Annotated in this window: 12 protein-coding genes; 9 read left to right on the plus strand and 3 right to left on the minus strand. The window is 72.2% G+C overall.

The features are described from left to right. Window positions 1-66: 66 nt before the first annotated feature. The 6 genes from ACGFI7_RS10995 to ACGFI7_RS11020 are packed head-to-tail and all read left to right on the plus strand — an operon-like array spanning window position 67 to window position 5,826. Window positions 67-936, plus strand: coding sequence for a MurR/RpiR family transcriptional regulator (locus ACGFI7_RS10995; protein WP_393402124.1), 870 nt, complete (start codon window positions 67-69; stop codon window positions 934-936). Beyond that, on the plus strand, window positions 937-1,665 hold the full coding sequence (locus ACGFI7_RS11000; RefSeq protein WP_393402126.1) for a sugar isomerase domain-containing protein: 729 nt from the start codon (window positions 937-939) through the stop codon (window positions 1,663-1,665). A gap of 24 nt (window positions 1,666-1,689) precedes the next feature. Next, window positions 1,690-3,099, plus strand: coding sequence for an N-acetylglucosamine/diacetylchitobiose ABC transporter substrate-binding protein (gene ngcE / locus ACGFI7_RS11005; RefSeq protein ID WP_393402129.1), 1,410 nt, complete (start codon window positions 1,690-1,692; stop codon window positions 3,097-3,099). After that, complete coding sequence (locus ACGFI7_RS11010) at window positions 3,099-4,010, plus strand: carbohydrate ABC transporter permease (protein ID WP_393402131.1); 912 nt, start codon at window positions 3,099-3,101, stop codon at window positions 4,008-4,010. Before ngcE ends, ACGFI7_RS11010 begins: the two co-directional genes overlap by 1 nt. Window positions 4,011-4,013: 3 nt before the next feature. Further along, complete coding sequence (locus ACGFI7_RS11015) at window positions 4,014-4,925, plus strand: carbohydrate ABC transporter permease (protein WP_393402134.1); 912 nt, start codon at window positions 4,014-4,016, stop codon at window positions 4,923-4,925. 55 nt (window positions 4,926-4,980) lie between these two features. Beyond that, entirely contained in the window at window positions 4,981-5,826 is an 846-nt protein-coding gene (locus tag ACGFI7_RS11020) for a phosphotransferase family protein (RefSeq protein ID WP_393402137.1), read from the plus strand. Here ACGFI7_RS11020 and metE read toward each other — a convergent pair. Continuing rightward, the gene (gene metE / locus ACGFI7_RS11025; protein ID WP_393402140.1) at window positions 5,816-7,993 is read right to left on the minus strand and encodes a 5-methyltetrahydropteroyltriglutamate--homocysteine S-methyltransferase; all 2,178 of its coding nucleotides are present in this window, start codon (window positions 7,991-7,993) and stop codon (window positions 5,816-5,818) included. The two genes, ACGFI7_RS11020 and metE, sit on opposite strands and share 11 nt — an antisense overlap. A gap of 81 nt (window positions 7,994-8,074) precedes the next feature. On the opposite strand from metE, the gene ACGFI7_RS11030 reads away from it, so the two are divergent. After that, a complete protein-coding gene (locus ACGFI7_RS11030) occupies window positions 8,075-8,917 on the plus strand; it encodes a LysR family transcriptional regulator (RefSeq protein ID WP_393403886.1) in 843 nt (280 codons plus the stop codon). A gap of 10 nt (window positions 8,918-8,927) precedes the next feature. Here ACGFI7_RS11030 and ACGFI7_RS11035 read toward each other — a convergent pair whose 3' ends face one another. Beyond that, window positions 8,928-9,602 carry a DNA alkylation repair protein gene (locus ACGFI7_RS11035; protein WP_393402143.1) on the minus strand — a complete coding sequence of 225 codons (675 nt, stop codon included), beginning with the start codon at window positions 9,600-9,602 and terminating at the stop codon, window positions 8,928-8,930. Continuing rightward, window positions 9,599-10,276, minus strand: coding sequence for a TetR/AcrR family transcriptional regulator (locus tag ACGFI7_RS11040; RefSeq protein WP_393402145.1), 678 nt, complete (start codon window positions 10,274-10,276; stop codon window positions 9,599-9,601). Before ACGFI7_RS11040 ends, ACGFI7_RS11035 begins: the two co-directional genes overlap by 4 nt. Before the next feature lie 84 nt (window positions 10,277-10,360). On the opposite strand from ACGFI7_RS11040, the gene ACGFI7_RS11045 reads away from it, so the two are divergent. Next, window positions 10,361-11,725, plus strand: coding sequence for an alkaline phosphatase D family protein (locus tag ACGFI7_RS11045; protein WP_393402150.1), 1,365 nt, complete (start codon window positions 10,361-10,363; stop codon window positions 11,723-11,725). A gap of 26 nt (window positions 11,726-11,751) precedes the next feature. Further along, a complete protein-coding gene (locus ACGFI7_RS11050; protein ID WP_393402153.1) occupies window positions 11,752-13,461 on the plus strand; it encodes a glycoside hydrolase family 3 protein in 1,710 nt (569 codons plus the stop codon). The last annotated feature ends 107 nt before the right edge of the window (window positions 13,462-13,568 follow it).

Raw genomic sequence — 13,568 nt, forward strand, 5'->3', positions numbered from 1 at the left:
GTCTTGACGTGACCAGTAAGCAAGAATAATTTTCGCCGAAAGACCGAATGTTCGGAAGGAATATTCGTGACTCCAGGTGCCCTGGGCCGCATCGAGACCGAGCTCCCCGCTCTGCCCGAGGCGTTGCGCCGGGTCGGCGAGGTGATCCTCGACGACCCCGCCGAGGCCGCGCGGTCGACGATCATCGCGCTCGCCGAGCGGTCCGGCAGCTCGCCCGCGACCGTGACGAGGTTCTGCCGGGCGTTCGGCTTCTCCGGCTACGCCGAGCTGCGGGTGGCGCTGGCCACCGAGACCGGCCGGGCCGCGCAGGCCGGGTGGGGTGCGGGCGTGGGTCACGAGATCGGCCCGGACGACCCGATCGACGCGGCCATCGAGGTGATCGCCGCCGCCGACGCCCGGCTCATCCAGGACACGGCCGCCCAGCTCGATCCCGAGGTGGTCTCGAAGGTCGCCGACGCCGTGGTGGCCGCCCGCCGGGTGCTCCTGGTCGGCGTCTCCACCAGCGGCAACGTGGCGACCATGCTGGAGGGCCGGCTGCGCCGGATCGGCATCCCGTGCTGGAGCGCGTACGACGCGCACGTCGCCCTGTCGGAGGCGGCGCTGCTGCGCCCCGGCGACGTGGCCATCGGCATCAGCCACCGGGGGCGCACCCGCGAGGTGATGGAGGCGCTGGCCGAGGCCGGCGGTCACGGGGCGCTGACCGTGGCGGTGACCTCGTTCGCGCGTTCGCCGCTGGCGGACCTGGCCGAGCTGGTGCTGACCACCGCCAGCAGGGAGACCACGTTCCGGCTCGGCGGGCTGGCCGCCGTCCACTCCCAGCTGTTCGTGCTGGACACCGTGTACGTGGCGGTCGCGCAGCGGACGTACGAGCGCACCAACGAGGCGTTCGAGCTGACGATCGCGGCCGTGGAGAGTCACCGGGTGGAGAGAGGCTGAATGACGTACGCAACCGTGGCGCTGGAACTGGCCCGTGAGGTCGCGGAGAGCCAGGCGGAGCCGGTCGGGCGGGCGGCCGAGATCTTGATGACGGCGCTTCGCGCGGGCGGTGTGGTAAACGCTTTCGGTTCCGGCCATTCCGAGGCCATCGCGATGGAGATCGCCGGCCGGGCGGGCGGGCTGGTGCCGAGCAACCGGCTCTCGCCCAGGGATCTGGTCCTGTACGGGGGAGAGCCGCCGGGCGTGCTGACCCCGGAGCTGGAGCGGGATCCGGCGATCGCGCACCGGATCTACGCGCTGGCGCCGGTGGACCCGCGTGACGCGTTCGTGCTGATCTCCAGCTCCGGCGTGAACGGCGCGGTGGTCGAGCTGGCCGGGCTCGTCAAGGAGCGCGGCCATCCGCTCGTCGCGATCACGTCCGTCAAGCACAGCGGCCGGATGACCTCCCGCCATCCCTCGGGCGGCAAGCTGCTCGACCTGGCCGACGTGGTGCTGGACAACGGCGCCCCGTACGGCGACGCGGTGCTGGAGCTGCCCGGCGGCGGCAGCTACGGCGCCGTCTCCACCATCACCTCGGCGCTGCTCGCGCAGCTGATGGTCACCGAGACGGTCGAGCGTCTGACGGCGCTCGGCGAGACGCCGCCGATCTACCTGTCGGCCAACGTGGCCGGCGGCGACGAGCACAACAGAGCCCTGGAGAGCCGGTACGCAGGTCGCATTCGACGTTGAGCCCGACAAGTCAGGAGTAGGACCATGGAGAACACCCCCCAGATCACCCGGCGCGGACTCCTCCGCGCCGCCGCCCTCGTCCCGATGGCCGGCACGCTCGCCGCGTGCGCCACCCCGCAGGCCCAGGCCCCCACCTCGTCCGCCGCGCCGGCGGCCACGAGCGCGGCCAACCCGTTCGGCGTGGACGCCAAGAAGCCGCTGGAGGTGTGGATCTTCGACGGCGGCTTCGGCACCCAGTACGCCACGGATATCCACCAGCCGCTGTTCAAGTCCAAATATCCCGACATCGAGGTCAAGAACAACGCCACCAAGGAGATCACCAAGGTCCTGCAGCCGCGCTTCGCCGGCGGCAACCCGCCCGAGGTGATCGACAACTCCGGCGCCAACGCCATGGACATGGGCGCGCTCGCCCAGGACGGCCAGCTCCAGGACCTCGGCCCGCTGCTGGACGCGCCGAGCTGGGACGACCCGAACGTCAAGGTCAGGGACACCCTCGACCCGGCCGTCATCGACTTCGGCACCTACGACGGCAAGTTCTTCACCCTCGGCTACGTCAACTACATCCACGGCATCTGGTATTCGCAGAAGGCGTTCCGCGACAACGGCTGGGAGGTGCCGAAGACCTGGGACGCGTTCCTGGCCCTGTGCGAGACGATCAAGAAGTCGGGCAAGATGGCGCCGTTCACGTACGCGGGCAAGCACCCGCAGTACCTGTACGAGCCGCTGCTCACCATGGCCGGCAAGATCGGCGGCAGCGAGGTGCTGGTCAACCTCGACAACCTGGAGGACGGCGCCTGGACCGCCGAGCCGGTGCTGCAGTCCGCCGAGGCGTGGGCCGAGGTCGGCGCCAAGTATCTGATGGAGGGCACCGCCGGTCTCGACCACGTGCAGACCCAGACCGCGCAGAACAAGTACCAGGTCGCCATGCTGCCGTCGGGCTCCTGGCTGGAGAACGAGCAGAAGACCACCACGCCGGACGACTTCGAGTACGGCATGTTCCCGATCCCCGACTTCACCGGCTCCGACAAGCTGCCGTACGGCACCCTGCACACCCGGCCGGGCGAGACGTTCATCGTGCCGTCGCGCAGCCCCAACCCGCCGGGCGGCATGGAGTACCTGCGCGCGATGCTGTCGAAGAAGGCGGCCGGCGACTTCAGCGAGCTCGTCCGTACCGTGTCGGTGGTCAAGGGCGCGGGCGAGGGCCGCGACCTGACGCCGGGGGCCAAGAGTGCCACGGACGCGCTCGCCGCCGCCGGCTCCAACACCGTCTACTTCCGGTGGCGTCAGTGGTACGCCCAGCTCCACGACGAGGCGATCGCCGCGACCGGGCAGCTCATGAGCGGCGGTGTCACCGCCAAGGAGTTCACCGAGCGGCTGCAGAAGAAGGCGGACGAGATCAAGGCCGACTCCTCGATCAAGAAGTACAAGCGCTGATGTTCCACACGTACCGCCGGGGCCTGTTCATCCTGTCCTTCCTGGCGGCGCCCGTCACGCTCTACCTGGTCTACGTGATCTCGCCTTACCTTCAGGCGTTCTACATCGCGATGACCGACTGGCGGGGGGTGACCGCCACGCCCAACTTCATCGGCTTCGACAACTTCATCCGGTTGTTCGCCGACGGGATCTTCTGGAAGGCGGTCACCCACAACGCGGCGCTGCTCGTGCTGCTGCCGCTGCTGACGATCGTCATCGCCCTGTTCTTCGCGTTCCTCATCAACGTGGGGCGCGAGGGGCAGGGCGTGGCGGGCGTGGCCGGGTCGAAGTTCTACCGGGTGGTGTTCTTCTTCCCGCAGGTGCTCGCCGTGACGGTGGTCGCGGTGCTGTTCCAGCAGGTGTTCCGGCCCGACGACAGCGGCATGCTGAACGCGCCGCTGATGGCGCTCGGGATGGGCCCGATCGGCTTCCTGTCGGACCCCGACGTCGCGTTCTGGTCGGTGCTGGGCGTCATGGTGTGGCAGGCGGTCGGGTTCTACGTGGTGCTGTTCTCGGCCGGGCTGGCGTCGATCCCGCGCGACATGTTCGAGGCCGCGCAGATCGACGGGGCCGGCCGGTTCAGCCTGTTCTTCCGCGTCACGCTGCCGCTGCTCTGGGACACCGTGCAGGTCGCCTGGGTCTATCTCGGCATCCTGGCGCTGGACGTGTTCGCGATCGTGTGGGTCATGACCGATCAGCACGGCGGTCCCGACTTCTCCACCACCGTGATGGCCACCGAGATCTACCGCAACGCGTTCGGGTACTTCCGCTTCGGCTACGCCTCGGCGCTGGGCGTCGTGATGTTCTTCTTCACCATCGGCTTCGCGATCCTGTCGCTGCGCCTGTCCCGTCGTGAACGAATCGAGTACTGAGAGATGACGACTTCGTGGACGGTCGCGAACTCGCGCCGGCTGGCCCGCAGCGAACGCCGCAGGCAGCTCGGCCCGCTGGCGATCCTCACCCACGTCGCCCTGCTGGTGTGGACGGTGCTGACCGTGGTGCCGATCCTGTGGACGTTCCTCGCCTCGGTGAAGAGCGAGGACGAGATCTTCGGCGACGCCTGGTCACTCCCCGCCACCCTGCACTGGGACAACTTCGCCCGCGCCTGGGAACAGGCGCACATCGGGCAGTACATGCTCAACAGCGTCCTCGTCGTGTCGTTCAGCACGTTCGGCACGATGCTGGTCGGATCGATGGCCGCCTACGTGCTGGCCCGCTACCCGTTCCGCGGCAACCGGGCCGTCTACCTGCTGTTCGTGTCGGGCCTGGCCTTCCCGGTCTACCTGGCGCTGACGCCGCTCTTCTTCGTGGTGCAGAACATGGGGAACGTCCCGCTGGTCGGGCCGTTCATCGGGCTGAACACGCACGCGGGGCTGGTGCTCGTGTACATCGCGTACTCGATGCCCTTCACCGTGTTCTTCCTGTCGGCGTTCTTCCGTACGCTGCCCACGGCGGTCGCGGAGGCGGCCAGGGTCGACGGGGCCTCCCACACCCGGGTGTTCTTCCAGATCATGCTGCCGATGGCCAAGCCGGGGCTGGTGAGCATCACCATCTTCAACGTGCTCGGCCAGTGGAACCAGTACCAACTCCCGCTGGTGCTGCTGCAGGAGCGCGACAAGTGGGTGCTGACCCAGGGCATCGCCGACATCTCCACCGCGGCGGGCTACGACCAGGACTGGGCGGCGCTGTTCGCGGCGCTGACCCTGGCCATCCTGCCGATGCTGGTGGTGTACACGGTCTTCCAGCGTCAGATCCAGGCCGGGCTGACGGCGGGGGCGCTCAAGTAAGCGCCTCACGCATAACACCTCGCGCGGAGGGGGCGGTGGGCCTACGCTTCAGGATGTGATCGGCGACATCCGCGCGTTGCTGGCCCGCCACCTCCCCGACTACGAGGTGCGCACCGTCGTCCCCGCGGGTCATGGCGTGGACAACACCGTCCACCTGGTCAACGGGGAGCTCATCGTCCGCGCCCGGGTCTCCGACCCGGCCGCCGTCCGGCGCGAGGTCGCGCTGCTGGCCACGGTCAAGGACCTGGTCGCGGTGCGGGTGCCCGACGTGCTGTTCGCCGACGACCGGGCGGGCGTCATCGCCTACCACGCGCTGCCCGGCCAGCCGCTCGACCAGCACCCCGTGGCCGACCCGAAGCGGCTGGCCGAGCCGCTCGGCAAGCTGCTGGGCGCGCTGCACGCCGTCCCGCCGGAGCGGGTGCGCGAGCTGGCGCCGCCCGACGTCTATCCGGCGCCGACCCTGCTGCACGACGCCCAGCTCGACTACCGCGACGTCGAAGGTCACGTGCCGGCGGAGCAGCGGCCCCTGGTCGAGCGGTTCCTGGCGGCCGAGCCGCCGCCGGAGCCGCGGACGCTCCGCTTCTGCCACAACGACCTCGGCGCCGAGCACCTCCTGGCCGACCCCGAGACGAGCACGCTGACCGGCGTCATCGACTGGACCGACGCCGCAGTCACCGACCCGGCCCACGACTTCGCCAAGCTCTACCGCGACCTCGGGCCGGAGGTCTTCGACCTGATCCTCGCCTCGTACGACGGGCCCTTCGACGGCGAGGACCGGCGGCGGGCGCTGTTCTACGCCCGCTGCGCCCTCATCGAGGACCTCGCCTACGGCCTGAGCACCGGCCCGCCCCGCTACGCCGAGGCCGCCCTGGCCCACCTGGAGTGGACCTTCACCGGCTGAGCCCGGCGCGCAGCCCGGCGGCGGCGGCCACCACGTTCGCCAGCGCCGTCTCCACCTGCTCGTAGGTGCGGGTCTTCAGCCCGCAGTCCGGGTTCACCCAGACGCGCTCGGCCGGCAACGCCGCCAGCGTCCGCCGCAGCAGGCCCTCCACCTCGGCCGCGTCCGGCACGCGCGGCGAGTGGATGTCGTACACGCCCGGCCCCAGCCCGCGCCCGAACGACCCGACCGCGCCCAGGATCCGGGCCCCCGACCGGGCCGACTCGATCGTGGTCACGTCCGCGTCCAGCCCGTCGATCGCGGCCAGGATCTGGTCGGCGTCCGAATAGCACAGGTGCGTGTGGATCTGGGTGTGGTCGCCCGCTCCCGAGGTCGCCCTCCGGTACGCGGCCACCGCCCACTCCAGGTAGCCGGCCTGGTCCGCGCGGCGCAGCGGCAGCAGCTCGCGCAGCGCCGGCTCGTCCACCTGGATGATCGGCACCCCGGCCGCCTCCAGGTCGCGCACCTCCTCCCGGACCGCGTCCGCCACCTGGCGCACCACCTCGCGCAGCGGCAGGTCGTCCCGGACGAACGACCAGGCCACGATCGTCACCGGCCCGGTCAGCATGCCCTTGACCGGGCGGTCCGTGAGCGCTTGCGCGTACGCGGCCCACCGCACGGTGATCGGCTCCGGCCGCGCCACGTCCCCGTGCAGGATGGGCGGCCTGGTGCAGCGCGACCCGTACGACTGGACCCAGCCGTTCCTGGTCACCGCGAAGCCGTCGAGGTGCCCGGCGAAGTACTGCACCATGTCGTTGCGCTCGGGCTCGCCGTGCACCAGCACGTCCAGGCCGAGGCGCTCCTGCAGGCGGACGACCCGCTCGATCTCGTCCGCCACCCGGCGCTCGTACTCCTCGACGCCGAGTGCCCCCGCCGTCACGGCCGCTCGCGCCGCCCGCAGCTCGCCGGTCTGCGGGAACGACCCGATGGTGGTGACGGGCAGCAGCGGCAGCTTGAGGCGCTCGGCCTGCGCCGCCGCCCGTACCTCGTACGGGCTCCGCACGCTGACGGCGCCGGTGTCCGGCTCCCGCGCCGCGCCCGCCGACGGGCTCTCGCCGGGATCCGCCGCCGGGGCCGTACGGGCGAGCGCCACGACCTCCGCCACCTTCTGCTCGGCGAAGGCCAGGCGGCCCCGGAGCGCCGGGTCCAGGTCGGGCTCGGCCGCCACGTCGTAGGGGACGTGCAGCAGCGAGCACGACGTGCTCACCGCGACCTCGCCCGCGAACGCGCGCACCGCCGCCAGCGCGCGGGCCGCCCGCGCCGGGGGCGTGCGCCACACGTCCCGCCCCGACACCACGCCCGCCACCACCGTCTTGCCGGCCAGCGCCGCCAGCCCGTCGAGGCCGCCGCGCACCAGGTCCACCCCGACGGCCTCCACCGGCGTCGCCGCCAGCACCGGCAGCGCCTCGCCGAGATGCCCGAAGTACGAGGCCACGAACAGCCCCGGCCGGGCCGTCGCCCGCCCCAGCCGGTCGTAGGCCGTCCGCACCGCCGCCAGCTCCTCCGGCGTCCGGTCCGCCACCAGCGCCGGCTCGTCGAGCTGCACCCACGCCACGCCCTCGGCCGCGAGCGTCCCGAGCAGCTCCTCGTAGCAGGCCAGCACGTCGTCCAGCCGCGCCAGCGCCGCCTCCGGATCGGCCGACAGCAGCAGGAACGTCACCGGCCCGATCACCACCGGCCTGGTCTCGAACCCCAGCGCCCGCGCCTCCCGCAGCTCGCCCAGCGGCTTGGCCGCGTCCAGCGCGAAGACCGTCTCCGGGCCGATCTCGGGCACGATGTAGTGGTAGTTCGTGTCGAACCACTTCGTCATCCGCAGCGGGGCCAGCCCCTCGGTGCCCCGCGCCATCGCGAAGTACGGGTCCGCGGCCCGCCGGTAGCGCTCCGGCACCGCGCCCAGCAGCACGGCCGTGTCCAGCACCTGGTCGTAGAGGGAGAACGTGTTCGACGGCAGCCCCTCCAGGCCCAGCCCGGCCAGCGTGCCCCAGGTCGACTCCCGGATCGCGGCGCCCGCCGCCTCCAGTTCGTCCCTGGTGGACCGGCCGTCCCAGTAGGACTCCAGGGCGCGCTTCAACTCCCTGCGGGGGCCGATCCTCGGATATCCGAGCACGGTGGACTGCGGGAAAGCGGGCATCGAGACTCCTCAACTGATCGCGAACGTCCGGGCATCGTGCACGGCCTCGGCCGCCTGCTGCATCATCTATTCGTGACGCTTATGGCCAGGGAGATCCGGTGCTTCGCCCGGGTGGCGGCGCGGCTCAGCTTCTCCGGGGCCGCGGCCGACCTGGGCATGTCCCAGCCCGCCATCAGCCAGGCCGTCGCCCGGCTCGAACGCGCCACCGGTGTCCGCCTCTTCGACCGCGACGCCCGTACGGTGCGGCTGACGGCGGCCGGGGCGGCGCTGCTGCCGTACGCGGAGCAGGTGCTGGAGTCGGCCGCCGCGTTCGCCGCCGAGGCGTCCCGGCTCGCCCGGCCGGTCATTCATCTGGCTTATCCACCGCTGGCCGGTCCGCTGGCCGCCCGCATCGCCAGGCGGATGGCCGCCCGCACCCCTTCGGTGTCGGTCGAGCTCCGCCCGGCGGGCCGCGCCGCCGCCGCGGCCGCCCTGGACGCGGGCGAGGTGTCGGCCGCCATCCTCGCCACCCCGGCGCCGGCCCGGTTCGTCACCGCCGCACGCTTCCACGTGACCGTCGACCATGTCGCGGTCCCGCCCGCCCACCGCCTGGCCGCGCGCGCCGGCGGGGCGCGGCCGGGCGAGCTGGCCGGGCTCGTGGTGCTGACGCCCGGCGGGCGGCGGTGGGAGGGCCTGCCGGGACATCCGCGGATGGTGCCCGACGACGACTTCGCCGCCGCCCTCGACCTGGTGGCCGCCGGCGCGGGGGTGCTGCCGATCCCGCACCTGCTGGTCAGGAGCGTGCGCAGGGACGACGTCGTGTTCGTGCCGCTGGAGGGCGCCGAACTCCGGATCACCTACGCGCTGGCCTGGTCCGGCGAGCGCGTCACGAACGACCTGCTGGCCCTGGTGCAGGCGATGCAGGACGCGCTGTGGACCAGGTGATCTTCTTCGGCTAGGTGAGGTTCTTCAAGGCCTCCCGCCGGCTCAGGCCGGAGATGCCCTTCGCCCGTACGTAACGGACCACCTCGTCCGGGTTCGTCTTGGCGTACTCGCGCAGCGCCCACCCGATGGCCTTGCGCGCGAAGAAGTCGTTGTCCGAGAGGCTCGGCTCGATGCAGGCGAAGAGCAGCGCCGTGTCCGTGCGGGACTTGAAACGGTTCTGGCAGAGGATCGCCGTGCGCCGTTTCCACAGGTCGTCGGCGTGCGCCCACTCCAGCATGAGCGGCCGCATCGACTCGGGGAAGGCGGTCAGCAGCCCGCCGACGCGGTGCGTGGCCAGCTCGTCCACCAGGTCCCACCAGGCGCCGGTGACGATCATCTCCTCGTACATCGGCACCGTGTAGAGCGTCTGGAAGTCGCGGTAGAGGCGGAAACCGGTCAACTCGATCGCGGCGTAGCGCTCCTCGCGGAACTCGGCCTCGCGCCACAGCCGCAGCACGGTCCGCCGCCACTCGGGCGCGGTCTCCAGGGGACGGGCGGCGAAGACCTGCCTGAGCGCCGCCCGCCGCGGCCCGGCCTGGACGCCGAGGAAGGGCATCGACGACTTCATGTAGGCCTGCATGACGGCGGCCTTCTCGGGCTCGGCCGCCTTGCGCAGCGCCAGCCGCACCTCTTCGGTCAGGCTCATGCCCGCTGCGACATCCGTTCGCCGGTGGCCAGGCCGTCGAACAGGACGGTGACGAAGTGCTCGGCCAGCTCGCCCGTGTCGAGCCTGCCGTCGGGGCGGAACCAGCGCACCGCCACCCAGATCGTGTCGCGGATCATCCGGTAGGTCAGCTTGGGGTCGACGTCGTCGCGGAGCTGCCCGGCCGCCTGGCCGGCCCTGATCTGCGACACCCAGATCTGCTCGACCTCGTCCTCGGCCTTGACCAGGTAGTTGAAGCGCTCGAACTGGCGCAGGTAGTTCCAGTCGTTCTGCATCACGGTGATCGCGGCGCGGTGCGGCTCCAGCGTGGCGAACCCGATGCGGACCATCTCCGTCAGCACCGTGCGCGGGTCGGAGCCGCCCGCGACGGCGGCGCGGTAGCGGGCGGTGACATCGTCGAGGAAGGTGGAGAGCACCTCGTCGACGATCGCCTCCTTCGAGTCGAAGTGGTGGTACAGGCTCCCCGAGAGGATGCCCGCCTCCTGGGCGATCTGCCGGACTGTCGTGGCCTGGAAACCCTTGCGCGCGAAGAGCTCCGCGGCGAGTTTCACGAGGTGTTCGCGGCGCTCGGACGCCACCCCCGGTGAGGCGTTGCCGGGGCGTTTCGCCTGGGTGGTGGTGCCGCCGGAGTTCTTTCGCGTTGTCACGGTCACCATTATGCGCCCTCGACCAAGCGCTTGGTGAACGGTTCGATCCGCCGACTCCGCCATTATCCAGCGGTTCTGCCTCACGATGAACACATGGCAAACCCGTTCACCATGGGCGTCGCGTCGGGGGAGCCGCTCCCTGACGGCGTGATCCTCTGGACCAGGCTGGCCGTCGACCCCCTCCATCCCGACCCCGCCCGACCCGGCGGCATGCCGCCCAGGGCGATGCCGGTGCGCTGGCAGCTCGCCGAGGACGAGGCGTTCACCAGGATCGTCCGCGAGGGCACCGCCCAGGCCCTGCCCGCCTGGGCGCACAGCGTGCACGTGCGGGTGGACGGGCTGCGACCCGGCGCCGACTACTTCTACCGCTTCCGCTCGGGCACGGATCTCAGCCCGGTCGGCCGTACGAGGACCGCCGACGAGGAGACGGCCACCCGGGCGGTGCGTTTCGCGGTGGCCAACTGCCAGCGGTACGAGCACGGGTACTACACGGCCTGCCGCCACCTGGCCGACGAGCGGCCGGACGTGGTGTTCCAGGTGGGCGACTACATCTACGAGTCACGCCAGGCCGGCTCGTACGTGCGCCGTACCGACCAGGCCGGCGCCGCCTCGACCCTGCACGCGTACCGCAACCGCTACGCCCGCTACAAGACCGACCCCGACCTGCGGGCCGCGCACGCGGCGGCGCCGTGGGTGACGACCTGGGACGACCACGAGGTGCTCGACAACTACCGGGGCGCCGGCGACGGCTCGGCCGCCTTCCTGCGCCGCCGGGCGGCGGCCTACCAGGCGTACTACGAGCACCTGCCGATCCGGGTGCGGCCCGAGGGCGGCGGCTTACGCATGTACCGCAGGCGCACCTGGGGCAGGGTGGCCGACTTCATGGTGCTGGACGCGCGGCAGCACCGCACCGCCACCACGTTGCTCGGCGCCGAACAGGAGAGCTGGCTGATGACGCGGCTGCGCGACACCCCGGTGCGGTGGCGGATCCTGATGCAGCCGCTGTTCTTCGGCCGCCGCTTCGTCCCCGGCCCGCCGCCGAACCTGCGCACCGACTCCTGGGACGGGCACCAGGTCGAGCGGGACCGCGTGGTGGCCGCGGCGGGGCCGGCGGGGCTGGTGGTGTTCAGTGGTGACGTGCACAACGCGTGGGCGGGCGACCTCAAGGCCGACTTCCTCGATCCGGCGTCCGCGACGGTCGGGGCGGAGTTCGTGTGCTCGTCGATCAGCAGCCGGCCGCCGGTGACCGACAGCCAGGCGGTGCTGGGGGCCAACCCGCACCTGCGGTTCTTCGACGGCCGGCGCGGCTACCTGTCGTGCGTGGCGAGCCCGGACGAGCTGCGGGTCGCGTACCGGGGAGTGGACTACGTGGACAGGCGGGGCGCGCCGCGGGTGCCGGTGGCGGAGTTCGTCATCCCGGGGGACGGAGTGACGTTCGGGAACGCCTCTAGCAAATAAGAAACTTTCCTATTAGATTGCGGTTCATGCCTCCGAGCCGCGATCTCCTCCGCCTGACCGACGCCGTCCTCCTGCCGGGTTTCGCGGGGCACGAGCCGCCAGAATGGCTGCGCCGCAGGCTCGCCGACGGGCTGGCCGGAGTGGTGCTGTTCTCCCGCAACATCGCCGATCCCGCGCAGGTGGCCCGCCTCACGGCGGCGCTGCGCGCCGAGAACCCGCACGCGCTGGTCGGCATCGACGAGGAGACCGGCGAGGTGACCAGGCTGGAGGTGGCCGACGGGAGCAGCCGCCCCGGCGGGTACGCGCTCGGCGTCGTGGACGACCCCGCCCTGACCGAGGATCTCGCCCGGGACCTGGGACTGGACCTGGCCGCGGCCGGGATCGGCATCAACTTCGCGCCCTCCGCCGACGTGAACTCCAATCCTGACAACCCGGTCATCGGGCTGCGGGCCTTCGGCGCCGACCCCGACCTGGTCGCCCGGCACACCCGGGCGTTCGTCCGCGGCCTGCAGTCGGCCGGCGTCGCCGCCTGCGCCAAGCACTTCCCCGGGCACGGCGACACCTCGGTCGACTCCCACCACGGGGTGCCGGTCGTCGCGGGCGGCGACATCGAGCCGGCGCTGCGGCCGTTCCGCGCGGCCATCGACGAGGGCGTACGGGCCGTGATGACGGGCCACCTGCTGGTGCCCTCGTACGACCCGCACCTGCCCGCCACGCTCAGCCCGAAGGTCCTCACCGGGCTGCTGCGCGAGGAGCTCGGCTTCGACGGGGTGATCGTCACCGACGGGATCGAGATGACCGCCGTGTCGGGTCCGTACGGGATCGGCGGGGCCGCCGCGCGCGCCATCGCCGCCGGGGCGGACGCCATCTGCGTCGGCGGCGAGAGCTTCGACGAGGCCACCGCCGCCGGGATGCGCGACGCCATCGCCGAGGCGGTGATGGAAGGGCTGCTGCCCGAGGAAAGGCTGGCCGACGCCGCCCGCAGGGTCCGCGAGCTGGCCCTCTGGACCACCTCCTCGGGCAGCACAGCGGTCGGCGGCGCGGGCGGTTCGGTGGGTGGTTCGGCAGCTGGCGCGGTGGGCGGCGCGGTAGGTGGCGCGGTAGGTGGCGCGGTGGACGGTTCGGTGGGCGGTTCGGTGGGCGGTTCGGTGGGCGGCGCGGTGGGCGGCGCGGTAGGTGGCGCGGCGGGCGGTTCGGTAGGTGGCGCGGTGGGCGGGGCGGGCGGCGTTGCGGCGGGCGCGCGGGGTGGTCCGGTCGGCGGGGTGGCGGGTCGCGGGGAGATCGGGCTGGTGGCGGCGCGGCGGGCGGTGCGTGTCACGCGCCGGGCCAGCCCGTCGGCGCTGCCGCTGACCGCCGCGCCGCACGTCGTGGAGCTCGCCCCCGAGACGCACCTGGCCATCGACAAGGCCACCCCGTGGGGGGTGGCCGCGCCGCTCGCCGCCCTGCTGCCGGGCACCACCGCGACCAGGTTCGCCGCCGGAGAGGCGACCGGCGCCGCGATCGAGGACCTGCTCGCCGGGATCGCGGGCCGCCCGATGGTGATCGTCGTCCGCGACGCCCACCGGCACCCGTGGCAGGCCGAGGCGCTGCGTCACCTGCTCAGCGCCCGCCCGGACGCGGTCGTGGTGGAGATGGGCCTGCCGCACCGCGCGGACCTGGGCGCCGTCCACATCGCCACGCACGGCGCGGCCCGCGTCTGCGGCCAGGCCGCCGCGGAGGTCATCGCCGGCCTCTGAGCCCGCCCAGGGCTCACGGCCTCTGGACTCGCCCAGGGTTACCGCCTCTGAGGTCACCCAGGGGTTACGGCCTCTGAGCCCACCCAGGTATTACGGCCTCTGAGGTC

The sequence above is a fragment of the Nonomuraea sp. NPDC048826 genome (genome assembly GCF_043198225.1).
Taxonomy (GTDB): Bacteria; Actinomycetota; Actinomycetes; order Streptosporangiales; family Streptosporangiaceae; genus Nonomuraea.

Excerpts from the sequence above, each read along its gene's own strand:
- ngcE (WP_393402129.1), top strand. The coding sequence starts at position 1,690 with ATGGAGAACACCCCCCAGATCACCCGGCGCGGACTCCTCCGCGCCGCC.
- ACGFI7_RS11050 (WP_393402153.1), top strand. The coding sequence starts at position 11,752 with ATGCCTCCGAGCCGCGATCTCCTCCGCCTGACCGACGCCGTCCTCCTG.
- ACGFI7_RS11035 (WP_393402143.1), bottom strand. The coding sequence starts at position 9,602 with ATGAGCCTGACCGAAGAGGTGCGGCTGGCGCTGCGCAAGGCGGCCGAG.
- ACGFI7_RS11015 (WP_393402134.1), top strand. The coding sequence starts at position 4,014 with ATGACGACTTCGTGGACGGTCGCGAACTCGCGCCGGCTGGCCCGCAGC.
- ACGFI7_RS11000 (WP_393402126.1), top strand. The coding sequence starts at position 937 with ATGACGTACGCAACCGTGGCGCTGGAACTGGCCCGTGAGGTCGCGGAG.
- metE (WP_393402140.1), bottom strand. The coding sequence starts at position 7,993 with ATGCCCGCTTTCCCGCAGTCCACCGTGCTCGGATATCCGAGGATCGGC.
- ACGFI7_RS11040 (WP_393402145.1), bottom strand. The coding sequence starts at position 10,276 with ATGGTGACCGTGACAACGCGAAAGAACTCCGGCGGCACCACCACCCAG.
- ACGFI7_RS11045 (WP_393402150.1), top strand. The coding sequence starts at position 10,361 with ATGGCAAACCCGTTCACCATGGGCGTCGCGTCGGGGGAGCCGCTCCCT.
- ACGFI7_RS11010 (WP_393402131.1), top strand. The coding sequence starts at position 3,099 with ATGTTCCACACGTACCGCCGGGGCCTGTTCATCCTGTCCTTCCTGGCG.
- ACGFI7_RS11030 (WP_393403886.1), top strand. The coding sequence starts at position 8,075 with ATGGCCAGGGAGATCCGGTGCTTCGCCCGGGTGGCGGCGCGGCTCAGC.